The 17,234-nt window shown below is 58.1% G+C and carries 18 protein-coding genes and 1 other RNA gene; 13 read left to right on the forward strand and 6 right to left on the reverse strand.

The features are described from left to right. The first annotated feature begins 35 nt into the window (after positions 1–35). From mntA to PG887_RS11220, 4 genes are read left to right on the forward strand one after another with little or no spacing between them, the layout of a single operon-like run. The gene (gene mntA, locus PG887_RS11205) at positions 36–443 is read left to right on the forward strand and encodes a type VII toxin-antitoxin system MntA family adenylyltransferase antitoxin (RefSeq protein WP_024943932.1); all 408 of its coding nucleotides are present in this window, start codon (positions 36–38) and stop codon (positions 441–443) included. Positions 444–451: 8 nt separating this feature from the next. Beyond that, positions 452–751: a nucleotidyltransferase family protein gene (locus PG887_RS11210; protein WP_024943931.1), complete on the forward strand. Its 300-nt coding sequence runs from the start codon at positions 452–454 to the stop codon at positions 749–751. Positions 752–760: 9 nt separating this feature from the next. Continuing rightward, positions 761–1,150: an HI0074 family nucleotidyltransferase substrate-binding subunit gene (locus PG887_RS11215; RefSeq protein WP_005345157.1), complete on the forward strand. Its 390-nt coding sequence runs from the start codon at positions 761–763 to the stop codon at positions 1,148–1,150. Then, entirely contained in the window at positions 1,147–4,329 is a 3,183-nt protein-coding gene (locus PG887_RS11220) for a type I restriction endonuclease subunit R (protein ID WP_080688718.1), read from the forward strand. The genes PG887_RS11215 and PG887_RS11220 overlap by 4 nt, the downstream gene beginning before the upstream one ends. A 263-nt stretch (positions 4,330–4,592) precedes the next feature. Here PG887_RS11220 and PG887_RS11225 read toward each other — a convergent pair whose 3' ends face one another. Beyond that, positions 4,593–4,970 carry a hypothetical protein gene (locus PG887_RS11225; RefSeq protein ID WP_024943929.1) on the reverse strand — a complete coding sequence of 126 codons (378 nt, stop codon included), beginning with the start codon at positions 4,968–4,970 and terminating at the stop codon, positions 4,593–4,595. Positions 4,971–5,231: 261 nt separating this feature from the next. Between PG887_RS11225 and radC the strand changes: the two genes are divergently transcribed. The 7 genes from radC (at position 5,232) to PG887_RS11260 (ending at position 9,639) form a co-directional block, all read left to right on the forward strand. Continuing rightward, on the forward strand, positions 5,232–5,699 hold the full coding sequence (gene radC, locus PG887_RS11230; protein ID WP_005324908.1) for a RadC family protein: 468 nt from the start codon (positions 5,232–5,234) through the stop codon (positions 5,697–5,699). Further along, positions 5,696–6,064, forward strand: coding sequence for a DUF2787 family protein (locus PG887_RS11235; RefSeq protein WP_024943928.1), 369 nt, complete (start codon positions 5,696–5,698; stop codon positions 6,062–6,064). The genes radC and PG887_RS11235 overlap by 4 nt, the downstream gene beginning before the upstream one ends. A gap of 5 nt (positions 6,065–6,069) precedes the next feature. Beyond that, on the forward strand, positions 6,070–6,210 hold the full coding sequence (locus PG887_RS11240; protein WP_005324906.1) for a hypothetical protein: 141 nt from the start codon (positions 6,070–6,072) through the stop codon (positions 6,208–6,210). After that, the gene (locus PG887_RS11245; RefSeq protein WP_167332170.1) at positions 6,207–6,350 is read left to right on the forward strand and encodes a hypothetical protein; all 144 of its coding nucleotides are present in this window, start codon (positions 6,207–6,209) and stop codon (positions 6,348–6,350) included. The genes PG887_RS11240 and PG887_RS11245 overlap by 4 nt, the downstream gene beginning before the upstream one ends. Positions 6,351–6,590: 240 nt before the next feature. Next, positions 6,591–7,154, forward strand: a complete 564-nt coding sequence (locus PG887_RS11250) for a recombinase family protein (RefSeq protein ID WP_024943927.1) — start codon at positions 6,591–6,593, stop codon at positions 7,152–7,154. Between the two features lie 131 nt (positions 7,155–7,285). Then, positions 7,286–8,731: a hypothetical protein gene (locus PG887_RS11255; protein ID WP_024943926.1), complete on the forward strand. Its 1,446-nt coding sequence runs from the start codon at positions 7,286–7,288 to the stop codon at positions 8,729–8,731. Between the two features lie 164 nt (positions 8,732–8,895). Further along, positions 8,896–9,639 (forward strand): hypothetical protein, encoded by a 744-nt coding sequence (locus tag PG887_RS11260; RefSeq protein WP_270821717.1) that lies wholly within the window; start codon positions 8,896–8,898, stop codon positions 9,637–9,639. Between the two features lie 278 nt (positions 9,640–9,917). On the opposite strand, the gene PG887_RS11265 is transcribed toward PG887_RS11260, so the two are convergent. Further along, complete coding sequence (locus PG887_RS11265) at positions 9,918–10,100, reverse strand: hypothetical protein (RefSeq protein ID WP_021230269.1); 183 nt, start codon at positions 10,098–10,100, stop codon at positions 9,918–9,920. A gap of 269 nt (positions 10,101–10,369) precedes the next feature. Here PG887_RS11265 and ffs point away from each other — a divergent pair. Next, positions 10,370–10,463, forward strand: an RNA gene (gene ffs, locus PG887_RS11270) — signal recognition particle sRNA small type. 638 nt (positions 10,464–11,101) lie between these two features. Continuing rightward, positions 11,102–12,130: an MBL fold metallo-hydrolase gene (locus tag PG887_RS11275; RefSeq protein ID WP_270821718.1), complete on the forward strand. Its 1,029-nt coding sequence runs from the start codon at positions 11,102–11,104 to the stop codon at positions 12,128–12,130. A gap of 183 nt (positions 12,131–12,313) precedes the next feature. On the opposite strand, the gene yjfF is transcribed toward PG887_RS11275, so the two are convergent. From yjfF to ytfQ, 4 genes are all read right to left on the reverse strand, one after another. Further along, positions 12,314–13,321 carry a galactofuranose ABC transporter, permease protein YjfF gene (gene yjfF, locus PG887_RS11280; RefSeq protein WP_104455876.1) on the reverse strand — a complete coding sequence of 336 codons (1,008 nt, stop codon included), beginning with the start codon at positions 13,319–13,321 and terminating at the stop codon, positions 12,314–12,316. Further along, positions 13,314–14,333, reverse strand: a complete 1,020-nt coding sequence (ytfT, locus tag PG887_RS11285; RefSeq protein WP_104455877.1) for a galactofuranose ABC transporter, ATP-binding protein YtfT — start codon at positions 14,331–14,333, stop codon at positions 13,314–13,316. Before ytfT ends, yjfF begins: the two co-directional genes overlap by 8 nt. 1 nt (position 14,334) lies before the next feature. Then, a complete protein-coding gene (gene ytfR, locus PG887_RS11290; RefSeq protein ID WP_270821720.1) occupies positions 14,335–15,843 on the reverse strand; it encodes a galactofuranose ABC transporter, ATP-binding protein YtfR in 1,509 nt (502 codons plus the stop codon). 85 nt (positions 15,844–15,928) lie between these two features. Continuing rightward, positions 15,929–16,888, reverse strand: coding sequence for a galactofuranose ABC transporter, galactofuranose-binding protein YtfQ (gene ytfQ, locus PG887_RS11295; protein ID WP_104455878.1), 960 nt, complete (start codon positions 16,886–16,888; stop codon positions 15,929–15,931). Between the last annotated feature and the right edge of the window lie 346 nt (positions 16,889–17,234).

Genomic DNA, 17,234 nt, shown 5'->3' on the forward strand with positions numbered 1-17,234 from the left:
AGACCTTCTCGTTTTCTCGCACAGGAGTGAATGGTATGACTCTGCCTACCCTCACCGCACAGTTAGCCGCACTCGCCGCCGCTCACCCCGAGGTGATGGTGCTGTGGCTCTATGGTTCCCACGCCAAGGGGAACGCTGGGCCCCACAGCGACTGGGATCTGGCGGTAGCCTTCGACCCCGTCAAATTGGTTGACTCTCTGGATAACCGGTTGCGGCCCGAGTTGCTGGCCCTCGACTGGCAGCGAGCCTTGGGGCTGGCCGAGGGGCAGTTATCGGTGGTCGATATCAATCAGGCGCCCATTCCGCTTGCCTTTGCGATTGTCGATGCCAACCGGGTACTGTTTTGCCGCGATCAGGGTCGCCGTCTGCGTGAAGAAGCCCGTATCATGTCGCAGATGGAATTCCTTCTCTACAGCCAAGCCAATGAGCATAAGAAATACTGAGGTCTGGTATGCAGCTTGCCGATTACCAATTTCTACAGGCACTGGCGAGATTACCGTTTGTCGAGGCGATCTGGCTATTTGGCTCGCGAGCCCGGGGTGAGCAGCGTGAACGCTCCGATATCGATCTCGCCATCGAGTGCCCCGGTGCCTGCGAGGCGCAATGGCAGCAGGTGTTGGCGATCATCGATGAGGCCGATACCCTGCTCCCTATCGATTGTGTGCGACTCGATGAGGAGTCGCCCCAGAGCCGGCTGTATCAGGCCATCCTGCGTGACAGGGTGCCTCTCTACCGACGAATGACGCCTTAAGGAAGTGCAATGAGTCTGGATCTGAATCTGGTTGCCCTTGGCAACGCCCTGCAACGTCTCGCCGAATCCCTGAGCTATGACGCGAGCCAACCGCTGGTGGTCGATGCCAGCATCCAACGCTTCGAGTTCTGTATCGAACTGACCTGGAAGACCCTGAAAAAGGCGCTGGCGGCGGAAGGTATCGAAGCCAATACCCCCCGTGAGTGCATGAGCCAAGCCTATGCGGCCCACTGGCTGGCCGATGAGACGGTCTGGTTGTCGATGCTCAAAGATCGCAACCTGACCTCGCATACCTACAAGGAAGCTCTTGCGGTCGAGATCTATAGCCGTCTGCCGGGGCATCTGGCGGCGATGCAGTCGCTTTATCAGGTACTGCTGGCCCGAGGGGGTCAGCCATGAGCCTGGACCTCAGTTTGGAAAATAGGGCTCGGGAAAAAGCCTTTCAGGACCATATCATCGAGCAACTGGCTGCATCAGGTTGGCTGGTCGGTGAGTCGTCTCGCTACGACAAAGAGCGAGCACTCTACCCGGAAGATGTGATCGCCTATGTGCAGGAGAGCCAGCCAGAGGGGTGGCAGAAATACTGCAAGACCTACGGTGAGGAGCCAGAGCGTCATCTGCTCAACGCCGTGGCTCGATCCCTTGACAGCGATGAGCGGGGCACCTTGTGGTTACTCCGTCATCAGGTAGAGGATCGAGGGCACCGGCTGGCGGTGGCCACCTTCAAGCCCGACCATGACCTTAACCCAGAACTGGTCGAGCGGTATGCCAAGAACCGACTGCGGGTGGTGCCGGAGCTGGTCTACAGCCCCCATGGCTATGAGGGGCGGCTCGATCTCACTCTGTTTCTCAACGGCATTCCGGTGGCAACGCTGGAACTCAAATCGTGCTTCAAACAGAGCCTGGAGAACGCCAAGCAGCAGTACCGCTTCGACCGCCCACTGGTGACGGCGGGCAAGCGTGAGCCCTTGCTGGCTTTTCGTCGCGGAGCACTGGTGCACTTTGCCGTCAATCAGTTTGAGGTGGCGATGACCACCAAGCTGGCCGGAGCAGATACCTTCTTCCTGCCGTTCAACCGGGGCACCGCCAAGGGTGGGGCAGGGAACGATCAGCCTGAGACAGGCTATGCCAGCGAGTACCTATGGCAGGAGATTTTCGCGCCTGAGACCTTCCTCAATATTCTGGGCCGCTATCTGCATCTGCAGGTGAAATTGGATGAGGACGCACTGGGCCGTCTCAAGAAGAAAGAGACGATGATCTTCCCCCGCTATCACCAGTGGAAGGTGGTGGAGACGCTGTTGGCGACCCTCCGGCAGGAAGGCAGCGGCCAGAAGTACCTGATCCAGCACTCGGCGGGCTCGGGCAAGTCGAACTCTATTGCCTGGTTGACCCATCAGCTCGCATCGCTGCGGCGTGACGGGGATAAGCTATTCAATTCGGTCATCGTCGTCACCGACCGGACCGTGCTCGATAGCCAGTTGCAGGAGACCATCGCTCAGTTCGATCACGCATCCGGGGTGATCTCCCGCATTAATCGGGAAGAGGGGGATGGCAGCAAATCTGCTCAGTTGGCCGAGGCACTGACCAGCGGCACTCCCATCATTATCGTCACCATTCAGACCTTCCCCCATGTGCTCAAGGCGATTCAGGAGAGCTCCAGCCTGAAGGCCAGCCGCTTTGCGGTGGTGGCCGACGAGGCTCACTCCAGCCAGACCGGCAAGACTGCCCGTCAGCTGCGTGAGGTGTTGATGGCCGAGCAGTTGAATGATGAAGAAGAGCTCTCGGCCGAGGATGTGATGAACCTGACCTTGGCTGCCCGTGGCGGCAGCCAGAACATCAGCTACTTCGCCTTCACTGCTACCCCGAAGGCCAAGACGCTGGAGCTGTTCGGTCGCCCGCCCAAGCCCCATCTGCCCATTTCTGATGAGAACAAACCCGAGCCATTCCATGTCTACACCATGCGCCAGGCGATCGAGGAGGGGTTCATCCTTGACGTGCTGCGGAACTACACCAGCTACCAACTGGCCTATAAGCTGGCGATGGAGAGCGAAGCGGCTGATGCAGAAGTGGACAGCAAGAAGGCCAAGCGCAAGCTATCCCAGTGGGTCCGGCTGCACCCGCACAACATTGGCCAGAAAGTGCAGGTAATTGTCGAGCACTTCCGCCAGCACGTTGCACCGCTGCTGGCCGGGCAAGCCAAGGCGATGGTGGTGACCAGCAGCCGGATGGAGGCGGTCCGCTACAAGCTGGCGTTCGACAAATACGTTAAGGACCAAGGCTATCAAGCCATTCGGGCCATGGTGGCCTTCTCGGGCGACATCGAGGACGAGGGACAGACGTGGAACGAGCGGAACATGAACCCGGAGCTGAAGGGCCGGGACATGCGTAAGGCGTTCGATACGGCTGACTATCAGGTGATGCTGGTGGCCAACAAGTTCCAGACCGGGTTCGATCAGCCCAAGCTGTGTGCCATGTATGTGGACAAGAAGCTGACGGGGGTGGACTGCATCCAGACCCTCTCGCGGCTCAACCGCACCTATCCGGGCAAGGAGAGTACCTATGTGCTCGACTTCGTGAACGACCCGCAGGATGTGCTGGAAGAGTTCCAAAAGTATTACGAAACCGCCACGCTGGATTCAGTGTCGGACCCGAACCTTATCTATGACCTGTTCCACAAGCTCAAGGGCGAAGGGATCTTCACCTGGCCCGAGGTGGTAGCGTTTACCGATGCCTACTTCGACCCCAAACGGGGGGCCGATGCCTTCTTGCGGCACGCCGTTCCGGCCAGAGATCGCTTCGCCAAGCGTTACCGGCTGGCCATCGATGCTATTCGGGAGTGCCGGACCCAGCTCAAGTGGCTGATCGAACAGGGCGGCTCAGGGAGTGATCAGGCCAACGCCGAGCGGCGGTTGAAAGAGGCCGGGGAAGCCCGTTCGGTGTTGGAGCTGTTCAAGAAGAACCTCAACGGCTATGTGCGGTTCTACGAGTTTGTCTCCCAGATCACCCCCTTCGACGATTACGACATGGAGCGGCTGTGTGTCTTTGCACGCCACCTGCTGCCCCTGCTGCGGGAAGAGGTGTTGGATGAAGAGCAAGTAGACCTTTCATCGGTGATGCTGAGCCACTACCACCTTAAGGCCAAGCGGACACAGGATCTGCAACTCAAAGAGAATGCGGCCGGTTATGGGCTGGAGGGGATCGCCTCCCTCGGCAGCGCCAAGCCGAAAGAGGAGAAGAAGGATTTCCTCTCCGAACTGCTGGCTCGGATGAACGATCTGTTTGGCCTGGAAGTGACTGATGGGGACAAGCTCGACTGGGTGCAGGGGATGGTCAGCAAGCTAAGCGAGAACGGCCCCCTGATGGAGCAGGTCCGCAATAACCCACGGGAATCGATTCTGCATGGCGATTTCCCGAATGCGGTGGATGAAGCCGTCATCGGGCGAATGGAAACCCAGCAGGGCATGTCGCTGACGTACCTCTCTCACCCCGATAAGGCCAGGGCATTGCAGAATATGCTGCTGGACTTGCTGCTCGAGGGGTTGGCTGGCCATCAGTCATTACGGACACAGAGCCAGTAGGCGTTTGCTGGAGAGGCATGTCAGGGTTGACGTGCTCCTTCAGCGGGCAACGAGACCGAGCAAAGGAAGTGGGAACACCATCCTAGGTAGGTCGAGGAGGTCTGCCGATCTGCTGAAATTTTGGCAGATTTAAGAACTTTTTCTACGAGATTTCATACAGAAAAAGTTCTATAAAATGCTGAAATTTCAGCAGATTGAACATTCAAAATGACCCCTTTGCCTTTGATGGCGGGCAAAAGGGCCAGATTCAAAATCAGCAGATATTAGCCTTGCGGGTTCCGCAGTGGACGCCAGACGTATCCTGATAGCTCTTTGGCATTTGCCGGGGGCAGAGTATGCAGATCATCTGCTTCGAAACCGAAATGGTTCATCATCTCTGACAGGGAGTAGCAGAGTTGATCGCCTTCCGCTTGACTGAAGGTGCCGTCATAGCGCTGGATGAAGTTCGGGGTGAAGCTCTCACCTGTTGTGCAGACCGGCAGCGTCTGTATCTTGAGATCTTCTGGCCCACCTTCTGTAATCTTGACGGCGTACCCGAGCAATGGGTAACGCTCTAGGGTCGTTTCTCCGTTGTCATTTGGTTCGACAATGATGTAACCGTACTCACTGGGCTGAGCGGGGATAAAATGAGTAGTTGCCACTGGTGTTCTCCTTCACACAAAACGAGACGATATTGCTAAAAAATGGTCTCAAGTGAGTTTTAATCCCTCTTTTTTGACCGCAAGTGGAAACATATCGCGTCATGAAGGGGAAAACCGTGAAATCCGTCTAAAAATTTCTAAGAGGGCTCATAGGTGAATGTGGGCCCCTGCACCCCTTATACCAGTTCCGTTCGGATTCAATAACAACCAAATCCCCTGGCATAAGTAACTCGTGTACCCAAACGACGCGAGGTTACTGTTATGTCACAACACTATGATGATCACCCCGGACAGGGCGATCACATCATCAATCAGGCATTGGCCATTCTGGAGAGCCGACAGCGGCATCTTGGCAATGCCTTCACTCAACCCAAAGCGGCAGCAGACTTCCTTCGGCTCAAGATGGGGGAGTACGAGCGGGAAGTGTTCGCCGTCATGCTGCTCGACAATCAACACCGACTGCTCGATTACCAGGAGCTGTTCTTCGGCACCATCAATGCAGGCACCGTTCACCCCCGTGAGGTGGTCAAGGCGGCCCTTAACAGAAACGCCGCTGCGGTCATTCTGGCCCACAACCACCCCTCCGGTATGGTCGACCCCTCGGATGCCGACAAGGCTGTTACCGCTCGTCTCAAGGATCTGCTTGAGATGGTAGACGTGCGAGTGCTCGACCACTTTGTGGTGGGACAGCACGACATCTTCTCGTTTGCCGAGCGGGGGCTGCTATGACTCCATCCAAACCGCTACAGACTCTGTTCGCCAAGATCATCGGTAGCTACCCCGATGCCACCGCCCTGACCCTCAACTTCCGTAGTCCCGATTATTCCGCCGACACTGGCGGTTACCGTCCGGTCGAAATCCGTCTGGAAAAACGGGCTGAGAGCTGGGGGATGGCCTACGTCACCGAGTTCACTTACCTCGGTGGCGAGCTGGTCAAGGATCTCGATTTTGACTTCAACGCCGGGCTGGCCTCACAGCTCTGGTGTGGAGATCGGCCGTTGGCCACCACCATGGACCTCTACCGGCTCTGGGAGAGGAACTTTCTCGACTATCACCGGATGGAGGTCTACCGCCTAAAGATAACCCCTGAGTAATCGCCATGAACGACTTCACGAAAGCCCTGCTGCTGGATGCCTTGAAGGCAGCCCTGACGGCGTTTGCGTCTGTCATCGTCAACGCGATGATGGCCCGCTACATGCCGCCACACTTCTACAACATGAACGAAGAGGACTACCCATGAACAAAATGATCCTGACCTCGGTGACTCTGGTTGCCATTGCAGGGGGAACCCTGATGATCCGCCTAATCGCCCGTGACAAGGCTCACGCTGAGGAGCTGGCCAAGGTATTACGGATGCCTGGCGGGTCGACGCGTCATTGAGATCCCCTGGTCGGCACCCTGCATGACCAATAGATAGAGCAGCCAGAGCATCTGGTTGACTACCCCTGCGGGCCCTCCATCACGGAGCGGCCCGTTTTCATTTGTATCACTGGCTCAGGTCAATAGACCAAGCCCGTGTGACGCGAGCGAAAGTGCCACTTTTTGCCGGTCACATGGGTTCCTTTCGACCTTCTGACCGGTCGCGTCAGTGTACCTTGCCCTATTGACCAGGAGGAGACCATGGCACTGGTGGGCTATGCACGTGTCAGCACTGTGGGGCAGAGCCTGGATGCCCAGCTTCAGGCTCTGGCCGAGTGCAGCAAGATATTTCAGGAGAAGGTGAGCGGGGCCAAGGATGACCGTCCCCAGCTCTCGTTGCTGCTGGATTTTGTTCGTGAGGGAGACGTGGTGATGGTGACCAAGCTGGATCGCTTGGCTCGCAACACCCGCCACCTGTTGGAGATCTCGGAGTACCTGCACGCTAAGCGGGTGGCCCTGAGGATTTTGAATCTGGGTATCGATACCTCGACACCTACCGGCAAGCTGATGCTGACCATGATCGGTGCCATCGCCACATTTGAGCGGGAGTTGATGCTGGAGCGTCAGGCAGAAGGGATTGAGCTGGCTAGGCGGCGTGGGGTCTACAAGGGCCGCAAGCCGACAGCCATGGCAAAGGGGGATGAGGTGCAGGCGCTGGCAGCAAGAGGGCTTGCCAAGGCCGAAATCGCACGTCGGACGGGGATCAGTCTCTCCAGTGTGCAGCGGATCTTGCGTAGGATGGAGATAAATTCAATGGAATCATAGGTATGTAGGATAATGTCCACTCTCATGAAAACGGTATCAATCACATAAATATATCCGCAGATTCTTTAGTATTTCGCCTTTGGAGCGGTCTATTGAATCGTTATGAAAATATAGGGAACAAGGAGAAACTGATGACAGTTCGTTCGTGGGTATGCATTGGGGTTTGTTTGGCTCTTTCAGCTTGTGGTGGTGGAGGGGATGGTGGCAGTGATAGCACCAACCCTCCGGCCGTTAAATCTTCTATCCAAGGAAAGGCCATCGATGGTTACATCAAGGGTGCCACTGTTTACTTGGACCTGAACTTCAACAAGCGGCTCGATGCAGGCGAACCCAGCTCTGTCACCACAGAGCTTGGCGACTACCGTATGGAGCTTACCGGTGCCCAAGAGCAGTGTGCCGAATACGTGCCTCTGGTTGTGGACGTACCTGTTGGTGCGGTTGACCTTGATACTGGCGTTGTCGAGCAGGCTTACCAGATGGTTCTGCCGCCGAAGTTCGCACCGATCACTGACGATGACCTCAAGCACGTCACTCCGCTGACCACAGTGCTGTGGAATGAGGTGGAGAAGCAACTGGCCAACGACGGTACTCTGACTTGTCAGTCCGTCATGGATAACCGACAGACGCGCGAGAAGATCGCACGCGAGCTGGATGCCGCTACCGATCGCATGGTTCATCACTACAACATCTCCGAGCAGAAGTTGTATGACGACTATATTGCCTCAGGTGATTCTGAAACCGCCACTATGGCAAAGGAAATCGTTCGCGGCCTGCAAGCTTCCTTCAAGGAGACTGACGAGCTCAAGAAAGCCAACCCGACTGCGATCTATGCGTACGTCGATTACCATATGGGTGACTATCGGGATGCTGATTATGCGTACCCCGATGCTTGGTATCGTGAGCAGGAGGTCTTCTGGGATGATCATGTAGTATCGAAGTTGGATAAGGTATCCTCCGACTTCACTCAGGTAGTCCGCAAGATATCTTATAGCGAGCGGTTCATCCGTAAGACTGCAGACTACAGCTATGTCAACTGGTACACCTTCGAGTCTCGCCAAGGAGATGATTCACCATACAGCTGTAGTGTCGAGGAGAAAATTGAGCACGTAGCGGGCAGTAAGGCGTATGAAATTGTTAATAAGGCAGACTTCCAAGCCGACACCTTCGAAGAGTGCGTCATTGACAATCTCAATGAGGCTATCACTCACCGTAGTGCATCAGTGGGTTCTACAGTTGATGGCGTCGGTTCTAATGCAACCTTCTTCTATGATCGCCAGGCTGGCAGCTTCCCATTCCTGAACGACTGGGTGGATATAGGGGATACTCTGAGTACTTTCAATAAGGCAGATATGATAGATGCTCTCGAGCAACTACCATATGGTTTCGAGGATGATACCCCGGAACCTGATGCTATTAACTGGATGAAGCGTCAAACCTCTACCGATGCTAACGGTGTGAAAACTGAGATCCGCTATACGAAGGGCGGTGATTACACCAAGATCGTAACCCAAACCGACGGCACCAGCACCACTGAGTGCGGCACGGATGGCGTCACTTGGGGTACTTGCAAGAAGTAGCCCTTAGGGAGCCCTCGTCGGGCTCCTTTCAATTCTTCCCACCCATATATACCCGATGCGGCACGGACTCCAACTGGCTAGAACAGTCAGAGGGCTGATGCCTGTTCAAAATGCGTGTGGGGACTTACCGGCGAATTAATGGTTTTGACAACAAGGATAACGACATGGAACAAGAAAAGATAAGGCAAGAGTCTGGCCGGTTTTTCGAGCAGCGGGATACGTTCTCAACACAGATGGCGGGCAAGTGGGCCCGTTATCGTCTGTGGCTGAAGCAGTCGCTGCGTAGAGACCCTGAACTAGATTCGAGTGATGTCAACAACAATCCCTACCAGCGGGGGGGAATATGCAGTTACAATGCTTACCTCTCGGGGATGTTGAAGGCTCACTTGTGGGGGATATGGCTAACCGCGGTGGCCGTTATCGTGTTCTACTTTGGGTTGGGAATGGCAGGCTTTCGGTCAAATCGCTTCCCAGGCTTGCCGATCATGCTGTTGGTCGCGGCCTTTTGGTCATTCCACTGGGCCCTGATCAGCTTTATCTGCCTCGAAAAGCGGCTGAGGGCGATAGGGATGGCTCAGAGTAAGCTGCGAGTCATTGCCCTGGCGTCGGTTGGTATGACAACAGCAGGCATCATGTTCGGATGGTTTATCCGCTTTAAACGTGATGGCATGGCTGGGAACCCCTTGATTGATTTCGCGATGTCACAGTACGAAGCTGTGGGCCAGATAGGTGCCGGTATGGTCTACCTCGGTTTTGCCATGCTCTTCGTACTGCCTTGCTACCGTAATAGCGATGCGTTATCAGAGGGGGTAAAAGAGGAGCTGGGGAAGGTGCAGGGCTATCCTACCCCGATCCTGTTGCTGTTCCATTTGCTTCTGCTGTTTCCCGCAGTGGCGATTCTGGCCTAGTAGACTTGAAGGAGCTCACATCAGAGCTCCTTTTCTTTAGCAGGTATGCAAGGCATCAAGCCGGTAGCGGCGCTTGGCTCGGCAACCGCGGCACCATGATTGTATCCTGGTTACACCAGCCATCCGCCTGAATCCGAACTCTCCTGCTCGATAGAACACATGAACGCCAGCCAGTTCTGAACAGTTCGGGCAGCTTTTGAGTTTCTGCCCGTTTTGATGGAACACAACGGAATGATTGAGGGGCTGGCCACAAGAACACTGGTCGGTCATCGATGAACTCACTTCCGGCGGTTGTCGGTTTCTTTGGCTACCCCTTTGAAGGGCTCCCCACCTTGTTTCTGCTCGATAAACTTGCCGCTATCCGTATCGCGTTTCGTCCAGTTCCCATTAACCGGGTTCTGAACTTGGGTACGGTCGTTGACGGAACCTTGTCGATAGCCTTTGCCTGTGTTCGTAGCCATATGTCACCTCGGGTTTAAGTGAGACCCAAAGTTACCATTAGATTTCATTTTGCTCAATATTGGGTTGATTGTTGAGCTTCTGAGGGAGGGGATGGGGCCTGTAATGAGGTGCTTGCAGTGTACGGGAGAGGGCGGGTAGGATTGGCCTGTTTGTTACCAATTTAAGCATGTCCACTTGATGTGGATGACCGTACTTGCGGCGGATTCTCGCTTGTTGAGGTTTCAGAACACTGTGATGGCAATCTGTTCCATCCCTAACTGCCTGATTTATTTGGGCTCGCATTGATAACCCGTCGACCTGGTCAGGACCGGAAGGTAGCAGCCAAGGCGGGGGACTCGAGTGCCGGGATGTGGCTGGTAGGGCCACCACCTGTTTCTGCTATTCAACAAGTTACAGCTAATACCCCCCTTCAGACCTCTTGGTAATCCACTTCATGTGGATGAATCAGGAGTCTTCAAAGTGCATTTTCAGCTCTCTTCACATGCTATTTGCTCTACCGCAAGGTGAGCCTGTGCCCTATGGGCGTTCATCAGGCTTCAGACCGCGCCTGGCTCAAACTTCCTCTTGATCTTCAGCACTGTCCCCTTGAGATCATGCTTTCCCTCAGTCACCTCCCGTGGCCTCTATGGCCCAGCCATCTTCTGACTTTCAGCACTGCAAGCTCTTGCAGTACGCCATCTGACGCCTCCTTGTTTTGGCGCCGGCAGAGCAGGTGAGGCCATGTGCGTGACGCGACACCATGCCGGGGACACGCGGCAACGCGACCCCCTCTGGTGGCGGGAGCCCGGGCAGGCTATCTTGCCGTTGCTGAAGACGCCGGGCACCGGTTTCATACCGTGCGACTCTCCCGTTCTGTTTTATGGAAGGTGCGGCCCCGTGCAGGGGTTGCTCCCGACTCACCAGAGACCAGGCTGACAGGCGTGTCATGAATGCAGACCCGTCAGCCTCTTTTCGCGCCCCTGAGGGGCGCCGTTTTCTGTGGTTGCTCAAAGGAGCCCTGATGATTGGCATGATCTCATCTCTACTCAAACCGGGTCTGCCCGAACACCCGGACTCTTCGCAATATCAGGGGGGCCGGTTCAACAATGCCGTGACACCCCAGGCGCGAAGCCTCTGGGAAGGGGTCAGGCTCTGGTGGGACTTCCTGTTCGCCAAGCCTGAGGGCACGGTGCCGGATCGCGCCATTCCGGTACAGGTCATGACCCGGGAGGGGCTCATCGCGGCGCCGGACAACAGCGTGTGGCGCCTCGGCCACTCCACTCTGCTGCTGAAGTTGCAGGGCACGTTCTGGCTGACGGATCCCGTGTTCAGCGAGCGTGCCTCACCGGTGCAGTGGTTCGGCCCCAAGCGCTGGCATCAGCCGCCCATCACCCTGGAGGCGCTGCCTCCCATCGAGGGGGTGATCCTCTCCCATGATCACTACGACCATCTCGATCACGGGGCCATACTGGCGCTGCAGGAGAAGGTCGGCCACTTCATCACGCCCCTCGGGGTGGGGGCGCGCCTCATGGCCTGGGGAATTGCGAAGGAGAAGATCCGCGAACTGGACTGGTGGCAGCAGACCCGGGTGGGCGGTGTCACCCTGGTAGCGACCCCGGCCCAGCATTTCTCCGGCCGTGGCCTCGGGGACGGCAACCAGACCCTCTGGGCCTCCTGGATCATTCGCGGCGAGGGGGTCAACCTCTTCTTCAGCGGTGACAGCGGCTACTTCGACGGTTTCAAGGAGATTGGCAGGCGCTACGGTCCGTTCGACGTGACCTTCCTCGAGACCGGGGCCTACGACAAGCGCTGGGAGCTGGTGCACATGCTCCCGGCGCAGACGGCGCAGGCGTTTCACGATCTCGGGGGGAAATGGCTCTATCCGGTGCACAACGGCACCTTCGATCTGGCCATGCACCGCTGGAACGACCCGCTTGAGCAGATTGCCCGACTGGCTGCCGAGCAACAGATACCTCTGACCACGCCTCTCATGGGGGAGCCTCTGGAGGTGCTGAGCCCCCATGAGGGCAGCCCCTGGTGGCGCGATTGACCTGAGTGCCCTCCAAAGACGGTGTCACCCCTCAAAGGGGCGTGCGGGAGGCTGGGGGCGGGCCCTGTGAGCGCCCCCGCTGCCTCCCCATCCTCTGCGCCGGACCTGCTATGGCCAGGCGGGGAGGGCGCACGGGAGCGCCTTGCCCGCGTTATCTTCTGCCACCAGAGTCTTGCTGATACCTCACTCGGGCTGGGCGGCAACCTGGCGCTTGAAGGGACCTGGCTTGTTGGCCTTGCGGTGTTCCGAGACCAGGATCAGCAGGCGCTGCAGGGCGATGAAGCTGAACAGCAGCAGGCCGATGATGATCTTGGTCCACCAGGAGCTGAGGGTGCCGTCGAAGTTGATGTAGGTCTGGATCAACCCTTGGATCAGCACCCCGAACAGGGAGCCGAAGACGGTACCCACCCCGCCGCTCAGCAGGGTGCCGCCAATGACCACGGCGGCGATGGCATCGAGCTCCACCCCGACGGCGGCGAGCGGATAGCCCGCCGAGGTATAGAGCGCGAACACGATGCCTGCCAGGGTCGCCAGGGTGGTGGAGAGCAGGTAGATGCGAATGGTGGTGTGGCGCACCGAGATCCCCATCAGGGCCGCCGAGGTGGCGTTGCCGCCGATGGCGTAAACGTTGTTGCCAAAGCGGGTGCGGTTGGCGAGCAGGATGCCGAAGACCACCACCGCCAGCATGATGAGGGCCAGCAGGCTCAGGCGACCGCCCCCCGGTATCTTCCACGACAGGCTCGACAGGTAGGTGAAGGTGGGATGATCGATGGGCAGGGACTGCTCGGAGATGAGAAAACTGGCCCCCCGCAGGAAGAACATGCCCGCCAGGGTGATGATGAAGGCGGGGATCTTCAGGGTGTCGATCAGCCAGCCCATGAGGGCGCCAAAGCCTGCCCCGAGCACCAGTACCAGAGGGATGGCCAGCACGGGGCTGACGCCCAGCTTCCCGATGAGCGTTGCCAGCAGCACGCCGGTGAAGGCGATGACGGCCCCCACCGACAGATCGATGCCCCCCGAGAGGATGACGAAGGTCATGCCCACCGCCACAATTCCCAGAAACGCGTTGTCCGTCAGGATGTTGCAGATGATGCGGGTGGATATGAAGGCTGGGAAGGAGGCCAGGCAGAGCAGATAGCCCAGCACGAAGACCATGATGGTCACCATCAGGGGGAGGTTGCGTTTAAACATGGCGAGTCCCTCGCTGGAAGAGGTGGTTGAGGGTCGGTGACTGCATGACCAGCACCGCCAGTACCACCAGGGCTTTGACGATCTGGTTCCACTGGGGCTGGTAGCCGGAGAGCAGGATCCCGGTGTTCACCCCCTGGATGATCAGTATGCCGATCAGGGAGAGGGCGAGGTTGAAGCGCCCCCCCATCAGGGAGGTGCCCCCTATCACCACCGCCAGAATGGCGTCCATCTCGAGCCAGAGCCCGGCGTTGTTGGCATCGGCACCCCGGATGTCGGCGGCGACTATCATGCCGGCGACGGCGGCCATCATGCCGCTCAACAGGTAGGTGGCGATCACAACCATGGGGGTGTTGAGCCCGGCGTTCTTGGCGGCCTTGATGTTGATCCCCACCGCTTCGATGAAGAGGCCGAGGGCGGTGCGCTTGGTCAGCAGCCAGAGCAGCAGCGCCATGCCCAGGGTGATGATGACCGGGGTGGGCAGATAGAAGAGGGAGCCGCTGCCGATCCAGGCGAGGGCGTCGTTGTTGAAGGTGATGATCTGCCCCTCGGTGATGAGCTGGGCGATTCCCCGGCCCGCCACCATGAGGATCAGGGTGGCGACGATGGGCTGGATCTTGAACACCGCCACCAGCAGGCCGTTCCACAGGCCGCACAGAAGGCCCACCCCGATGACGGCGGCGAAGATGACCGGCAGGCTGTGACCGCCGGTGGCCAGGCTGGCCATGGTGGCCCCGCTGATGGCCATGACGGCGCCCACCGACAGGTCGATGCCGCCGGTGGCGATCACCAGCGTCATGCCGAGGGAGAGCAGGGCCACCGGGGCACAGCGGTTGAGGATGTCGATGAGGCTGCCAAACAGCCGCCCATCCTGGATGTGGATGGCGAAGAAGTTGTCGGCGACCAGGGCATTGATGAGCAGCACGCACACCAGGGCGGCGCACTGGGCCGAGCCCGTGGGCCACTCCCTGCGGGCGCGCGACCCCTTGGCGAGGGGAAGAATGGATGACGTCATATCAGGCCTCACATGCAATGGCGTTCATGATGGCAGGGACGCTCAGGGCGTCCGTCGCAAGCTCTGCCACCTGTTTTCTGTCACGAAGGACGATCACCCGATCGGCATAGCCCACCAGCTCCTCGAGCTCGGAGGAGATGACCAGCAGGGCCAGCCCGTTGGCGCAGAGGGATTCGATGAGGCGGATGATCTCGGCGTGAGCCCCCACGTCGATGCCCCGGGTGGGCTCGTCCAGGATCAGGAACTGGGGTTTGGTGAGCAGCCAGCGGGCGAGCAGCACCTTTTGCTGGTTGCCCCCGGAGAGAAACTGGATGGGCTGCTCTGGTCCCGGGGTCTTGATGGCCAACTGCTCGATGAGGCGGGCGGTGATCTCGTCCTGTTCCTTGCGAGACAGGGGATGCAACCAGCCCCGCTGGGCTTGCAGGGCCAGCACCATGTTCTCCCGCACCGAGGCCGAGGCGATGATGCCGGCGCTCTTGCGATCCTCCGGGCAGAAACCAAAGCCGTTGGCGGCCGCCTGGCGTGCAGAGCGGATGGTCACCGACTTGTCCCGCACCCGGCACTCGCCGCTGTCGCTCGGCACTATGCCGAACATCAGCTCGGCGGTCTCGGTACGACCGGACCCGAGCAGGCCGGCGAGACCCACTATCTCCCCGGGCATGACGTCGAGACTGAAGGGGGCGATGACTCCCCGCTTGCCATAGTCCCTGAACGACACCATGGGCTGGTTGCTGCGCAGTGTCTTGCCCGCCCGCTTGAGGGCATTGTCGTCCAGCTCGCGTCCCAGCATCATCTTGACCAGCTCCAGTTGTGGCAGTGCCTGGGTGTCGCGGGTGCCGACCAGCTCGCCGTTGCGCAGCACTGTGATGCGATCGCTGATGGCGTAGACCTGATCGAGAAAATGGGTGATGAAGATGAGGCTCACCCCCTGATCCCGCAGGCGCGTCATGAGGGAGAAGAGCATCTGGACTTCGCTGGCATCCAGGCTCGCGGTGGGCTCGTCCAGGATCAGGATCCTGGCGGAGAGTGACACCGCCCGGGCGATGGCCACGATCTGCTGCATGGCGACCGAGTAGTGGCCCAGGGGCAGGGTGACATCCATCTCGAAGCCGTGGCTGGCCATGATGGCGCTGGCCTGCCGGGTCATGGCGCCCCGGTCGATGAAGCCGAAACGGCGGGGCTCGTGGCCGATGAAGAGGTTGTCCGCCACCGACATGTTCGGCAGCAGGTTGACCTCCTGATAGACGGTGCCTATCCCCAGATGCTGGGCATGGGCGGTGTCCGTGGGGGAGATGGGGACGCCATCGAGTTCGATACGGCCGGCGTCTCGCTGATAGACACCGGTGAGGGTCTTGATCAACGTGGACTTGCCGGCCCCGTTCTCGCCGAGCAGCGCCATGATCTCTCCGCGGCGCAGGGAGAAGTCCACCTGATGCAGGGCTCGTACTCCGGGAAACGCCTTGCATATTCCGCGGGCATTCAATACGACATCGTGAGTGTTCTCTGACATGAACATTGGCTCTCCGATATAGCGCGCCATACAAGTTCAATCACTTATATGGCGCGCTATGTGACAGTCTGGCGGGGGAGCGGGATTAATAACCCATGTCTTTTTTCAGCTCGAGCTGCGCCTCGGCACTCCCGGGCTCAAACAGTTTGGACTCCGTCTTGATATGTTTGGGGGGCAGGGTGCCATCTTTCTTATAGGCCAGCAGGGCATCGAAGGCCGGTCCCGCCATATTCGGCGTGAGCTCCACCGAGGCATTGGCTTCGCCTGCGATCATCGCCTTGAAAATATCCGGCACGCCATCGATGGAGATGATCTTGATATCCTTGCCCGGTTTCAGCCCGGCCTCTTTAATGGCCTGGATGGCGCCGATGGCCATGTCATCGTTATGGGCGTAGACGGCGCAAATATTCTTGCCGCTATTTTCCGCCTTGATGAAGCTCTCCATCACCTCCTTGCCTTTGCTGCGGGTGAAGTCGCCGGACTGGGTGCGGATGATCTTGATGGTGGGCACGGCCGAGACGGTGTCGAGGAAGCCCTTCTTGCGATCCAGCGCCACGCTGGCACCCACCGTGCCCTGCAATTCCACCACGTTGCACGGTTCGCCATCCTGCTGCTTGATGAGCCACTGGGCTGCCACTTCCCCTTCGTGGACGCTGTCGGCGGCGACCCCGGTCATGAAGAGACCGTCATCTTTTACCGTGATATTGCGATCCAGCAGGAAGACCGGGATCTCGGCCTCTTTCGCCTCCTGCAGTACCGGCTCCCAGCCAGTCTGTACCACGGGGGCAATAAAGATGGCATCCACCCCCTGGGCAATAAAGGAGCGAATGGCCTTGATCTGGTTCTCCTGTTTCTGCTGGGCATCCGCAATTTTCAGGATGATGCCGCGTTTTTGGGCTTCGCTCTTGGCGACTGATGTTTCTGCAGCTCGCCACCCGGATTCAGAACCAATTTGCGAGAAGCCCACGGTCATCTCTGCAGAATATGCAGTGGCCGAGAGAATAAGGGTGCTGATAATGCTCGCCAGTTTCACTTTTTTATACATATGACACTCCTTTGTGATGCATGGTGAAATAAACCGGAACACGTCAGGTTTTTATTGTACGGGTCAAGGTTATAGGCTCTTGAATTAAACGGCGGGAGGTGGCTCACAGAAAATTTTCAGCAGCACGATGCTTCATACAAACAGCAGAAGAGTTCATATATCGAGCCCTGCCTGTATTGATTTTTATGCATATTTATTTAATTAGGCAACCATTGTGTCCAGAGTGCCACCTGCTTTTTGCCCCCGGTATCGGGGGCGCAGGCACGCAGATCGGGAATTCAGATAATAAGTGCGACACTCATGGATGAATGGCGAGAGGTGGCCAACTGCTGATTGGTGGTACCCT

The organism is Aeromonas sp. QDB14 (genome assembly GCF_027707845.1).
In the GTDB taxonomy this organism is placed as follows: domain Bacteria; phylum Pseudomonadota; class Gammaproteobacteria; order Enterobacterales; family Aeromonadaceae; genus Aeromonas; species Aeromonas caviae.

Bases quoted from the DNA above. Each gene is read 5' to 3' on its own strand.
- PG887_RS11215 (WP_005345157.1), top strand. From the start codon at position 761: ATGAGTCTGGATCTGAATCTGGTTGCCCTTGGCAACGCCCTGCAACGT.
- PG887_RS11220 (WP_080688718.1), top strand. From the start codon at position 1,147: ATGAGCCTGGACCTCAGTTTGGAAAATAGGGCTCGGGAAAAAGCCTTT.
- radC (WP_005324908.1), top strand. From the start codon at position 5,232: ATGTCACAACACTATGATGATCACCCCGGACAGGGCGATCACATCATC.
- PG887_RS11275 (WP_270821718.1), top strand. From the start codon at position 11,102: ATGATTGGCATGATCTCATCTCTACTCAAACCGGGTCTGCCCGAACAC.
- PG887_RS11250 (WP_024943927.1), top strand. From the start codon at position 6,591: ATGGCACTGGTGGGCTATGCACGTGTCAGCACTGTGGGGCAGAGCCTG.
- ytfR (WP_270821720.1), bottom strand. From the start codon at position 15,843: ATGTCAGAGAACACTCACGATGTCGTATTGAATGCCCGCGGAATATGC.
- PG887_RS11255 (WP_024943926.1), top strand. From the start codon at position 7,286: ATGACAGTTCGTTCGTGGGTATGCATTGGGGTTTGTTTGGCTCTTTCA.
- PG887_RS11245 (WP_167332170.1), top strand. From the start codon at position 6,207: ATGAACAAAATGATCCTGACCTCGGTGACTCTGGTTGCCATTGCAGGG.
- PG887_RS11265 (WP_021230269.1), bottom strand. From the start codon at position 10,100: ATGGCTACGAACACAGGCAAAGGCTATCGACAAGGTTCCGTCAACGAC.
- PG887_RS11240 (WP_005324906.1), top strand. From the start codon at position 6,070: ATGAACGACTTCACGAAAGCCCTGCTGCTGGATGCCTTGAAGGCAGCC.
- PG887_RS11210 (WP_024943931.1), top strand. From the start codon at position 452: ATGCAGCTTGCCGATTACCAATTTCTACAGGCACTGGCGAGATTACCG.
- yjfF (WP_104455876.1), bottom strand. From the start codon at position 13,321: ATGTTTAAACGCAACCTCCCCCTGATGGTGACCATCATGGTCTTCGTG.
- PG887_RS11235 (WP_024943928.1), top strand. From the start codon at position 5,696: ATGACTCCATCCAAACCGCTACAGACTCTGTTCGCCAAGATCATCGGT.
- mntA (WP_024943932.1), top strand. From the start codon at position 36: ATGACTCTGCCTACCCTCACCGCACAGTTAGCCGCACTCGCCGCCGCT.
- PG887_RS11260 (WP_270821717.1), top strand. From the start codon at position 8,896: ATGGAACAAGAAAAGATAAGGCAAGAGTCTGGCCGGTTTTTCGAGCAG.
- ytfQ (WP_104455878.1), bottom strand. From the start codon at position 16,888: ATGTATAAAAAAGTGAAACTGGCGAGCATTATCAGCACCCTTATTCTC.
- ytfT (WP_104455877.1), bottom strand. From the start codon at position 14,333: ATGACGTCATCCATTCTTCCCCTCGCCAAGGGGTCGCGCGCCCGCAGG.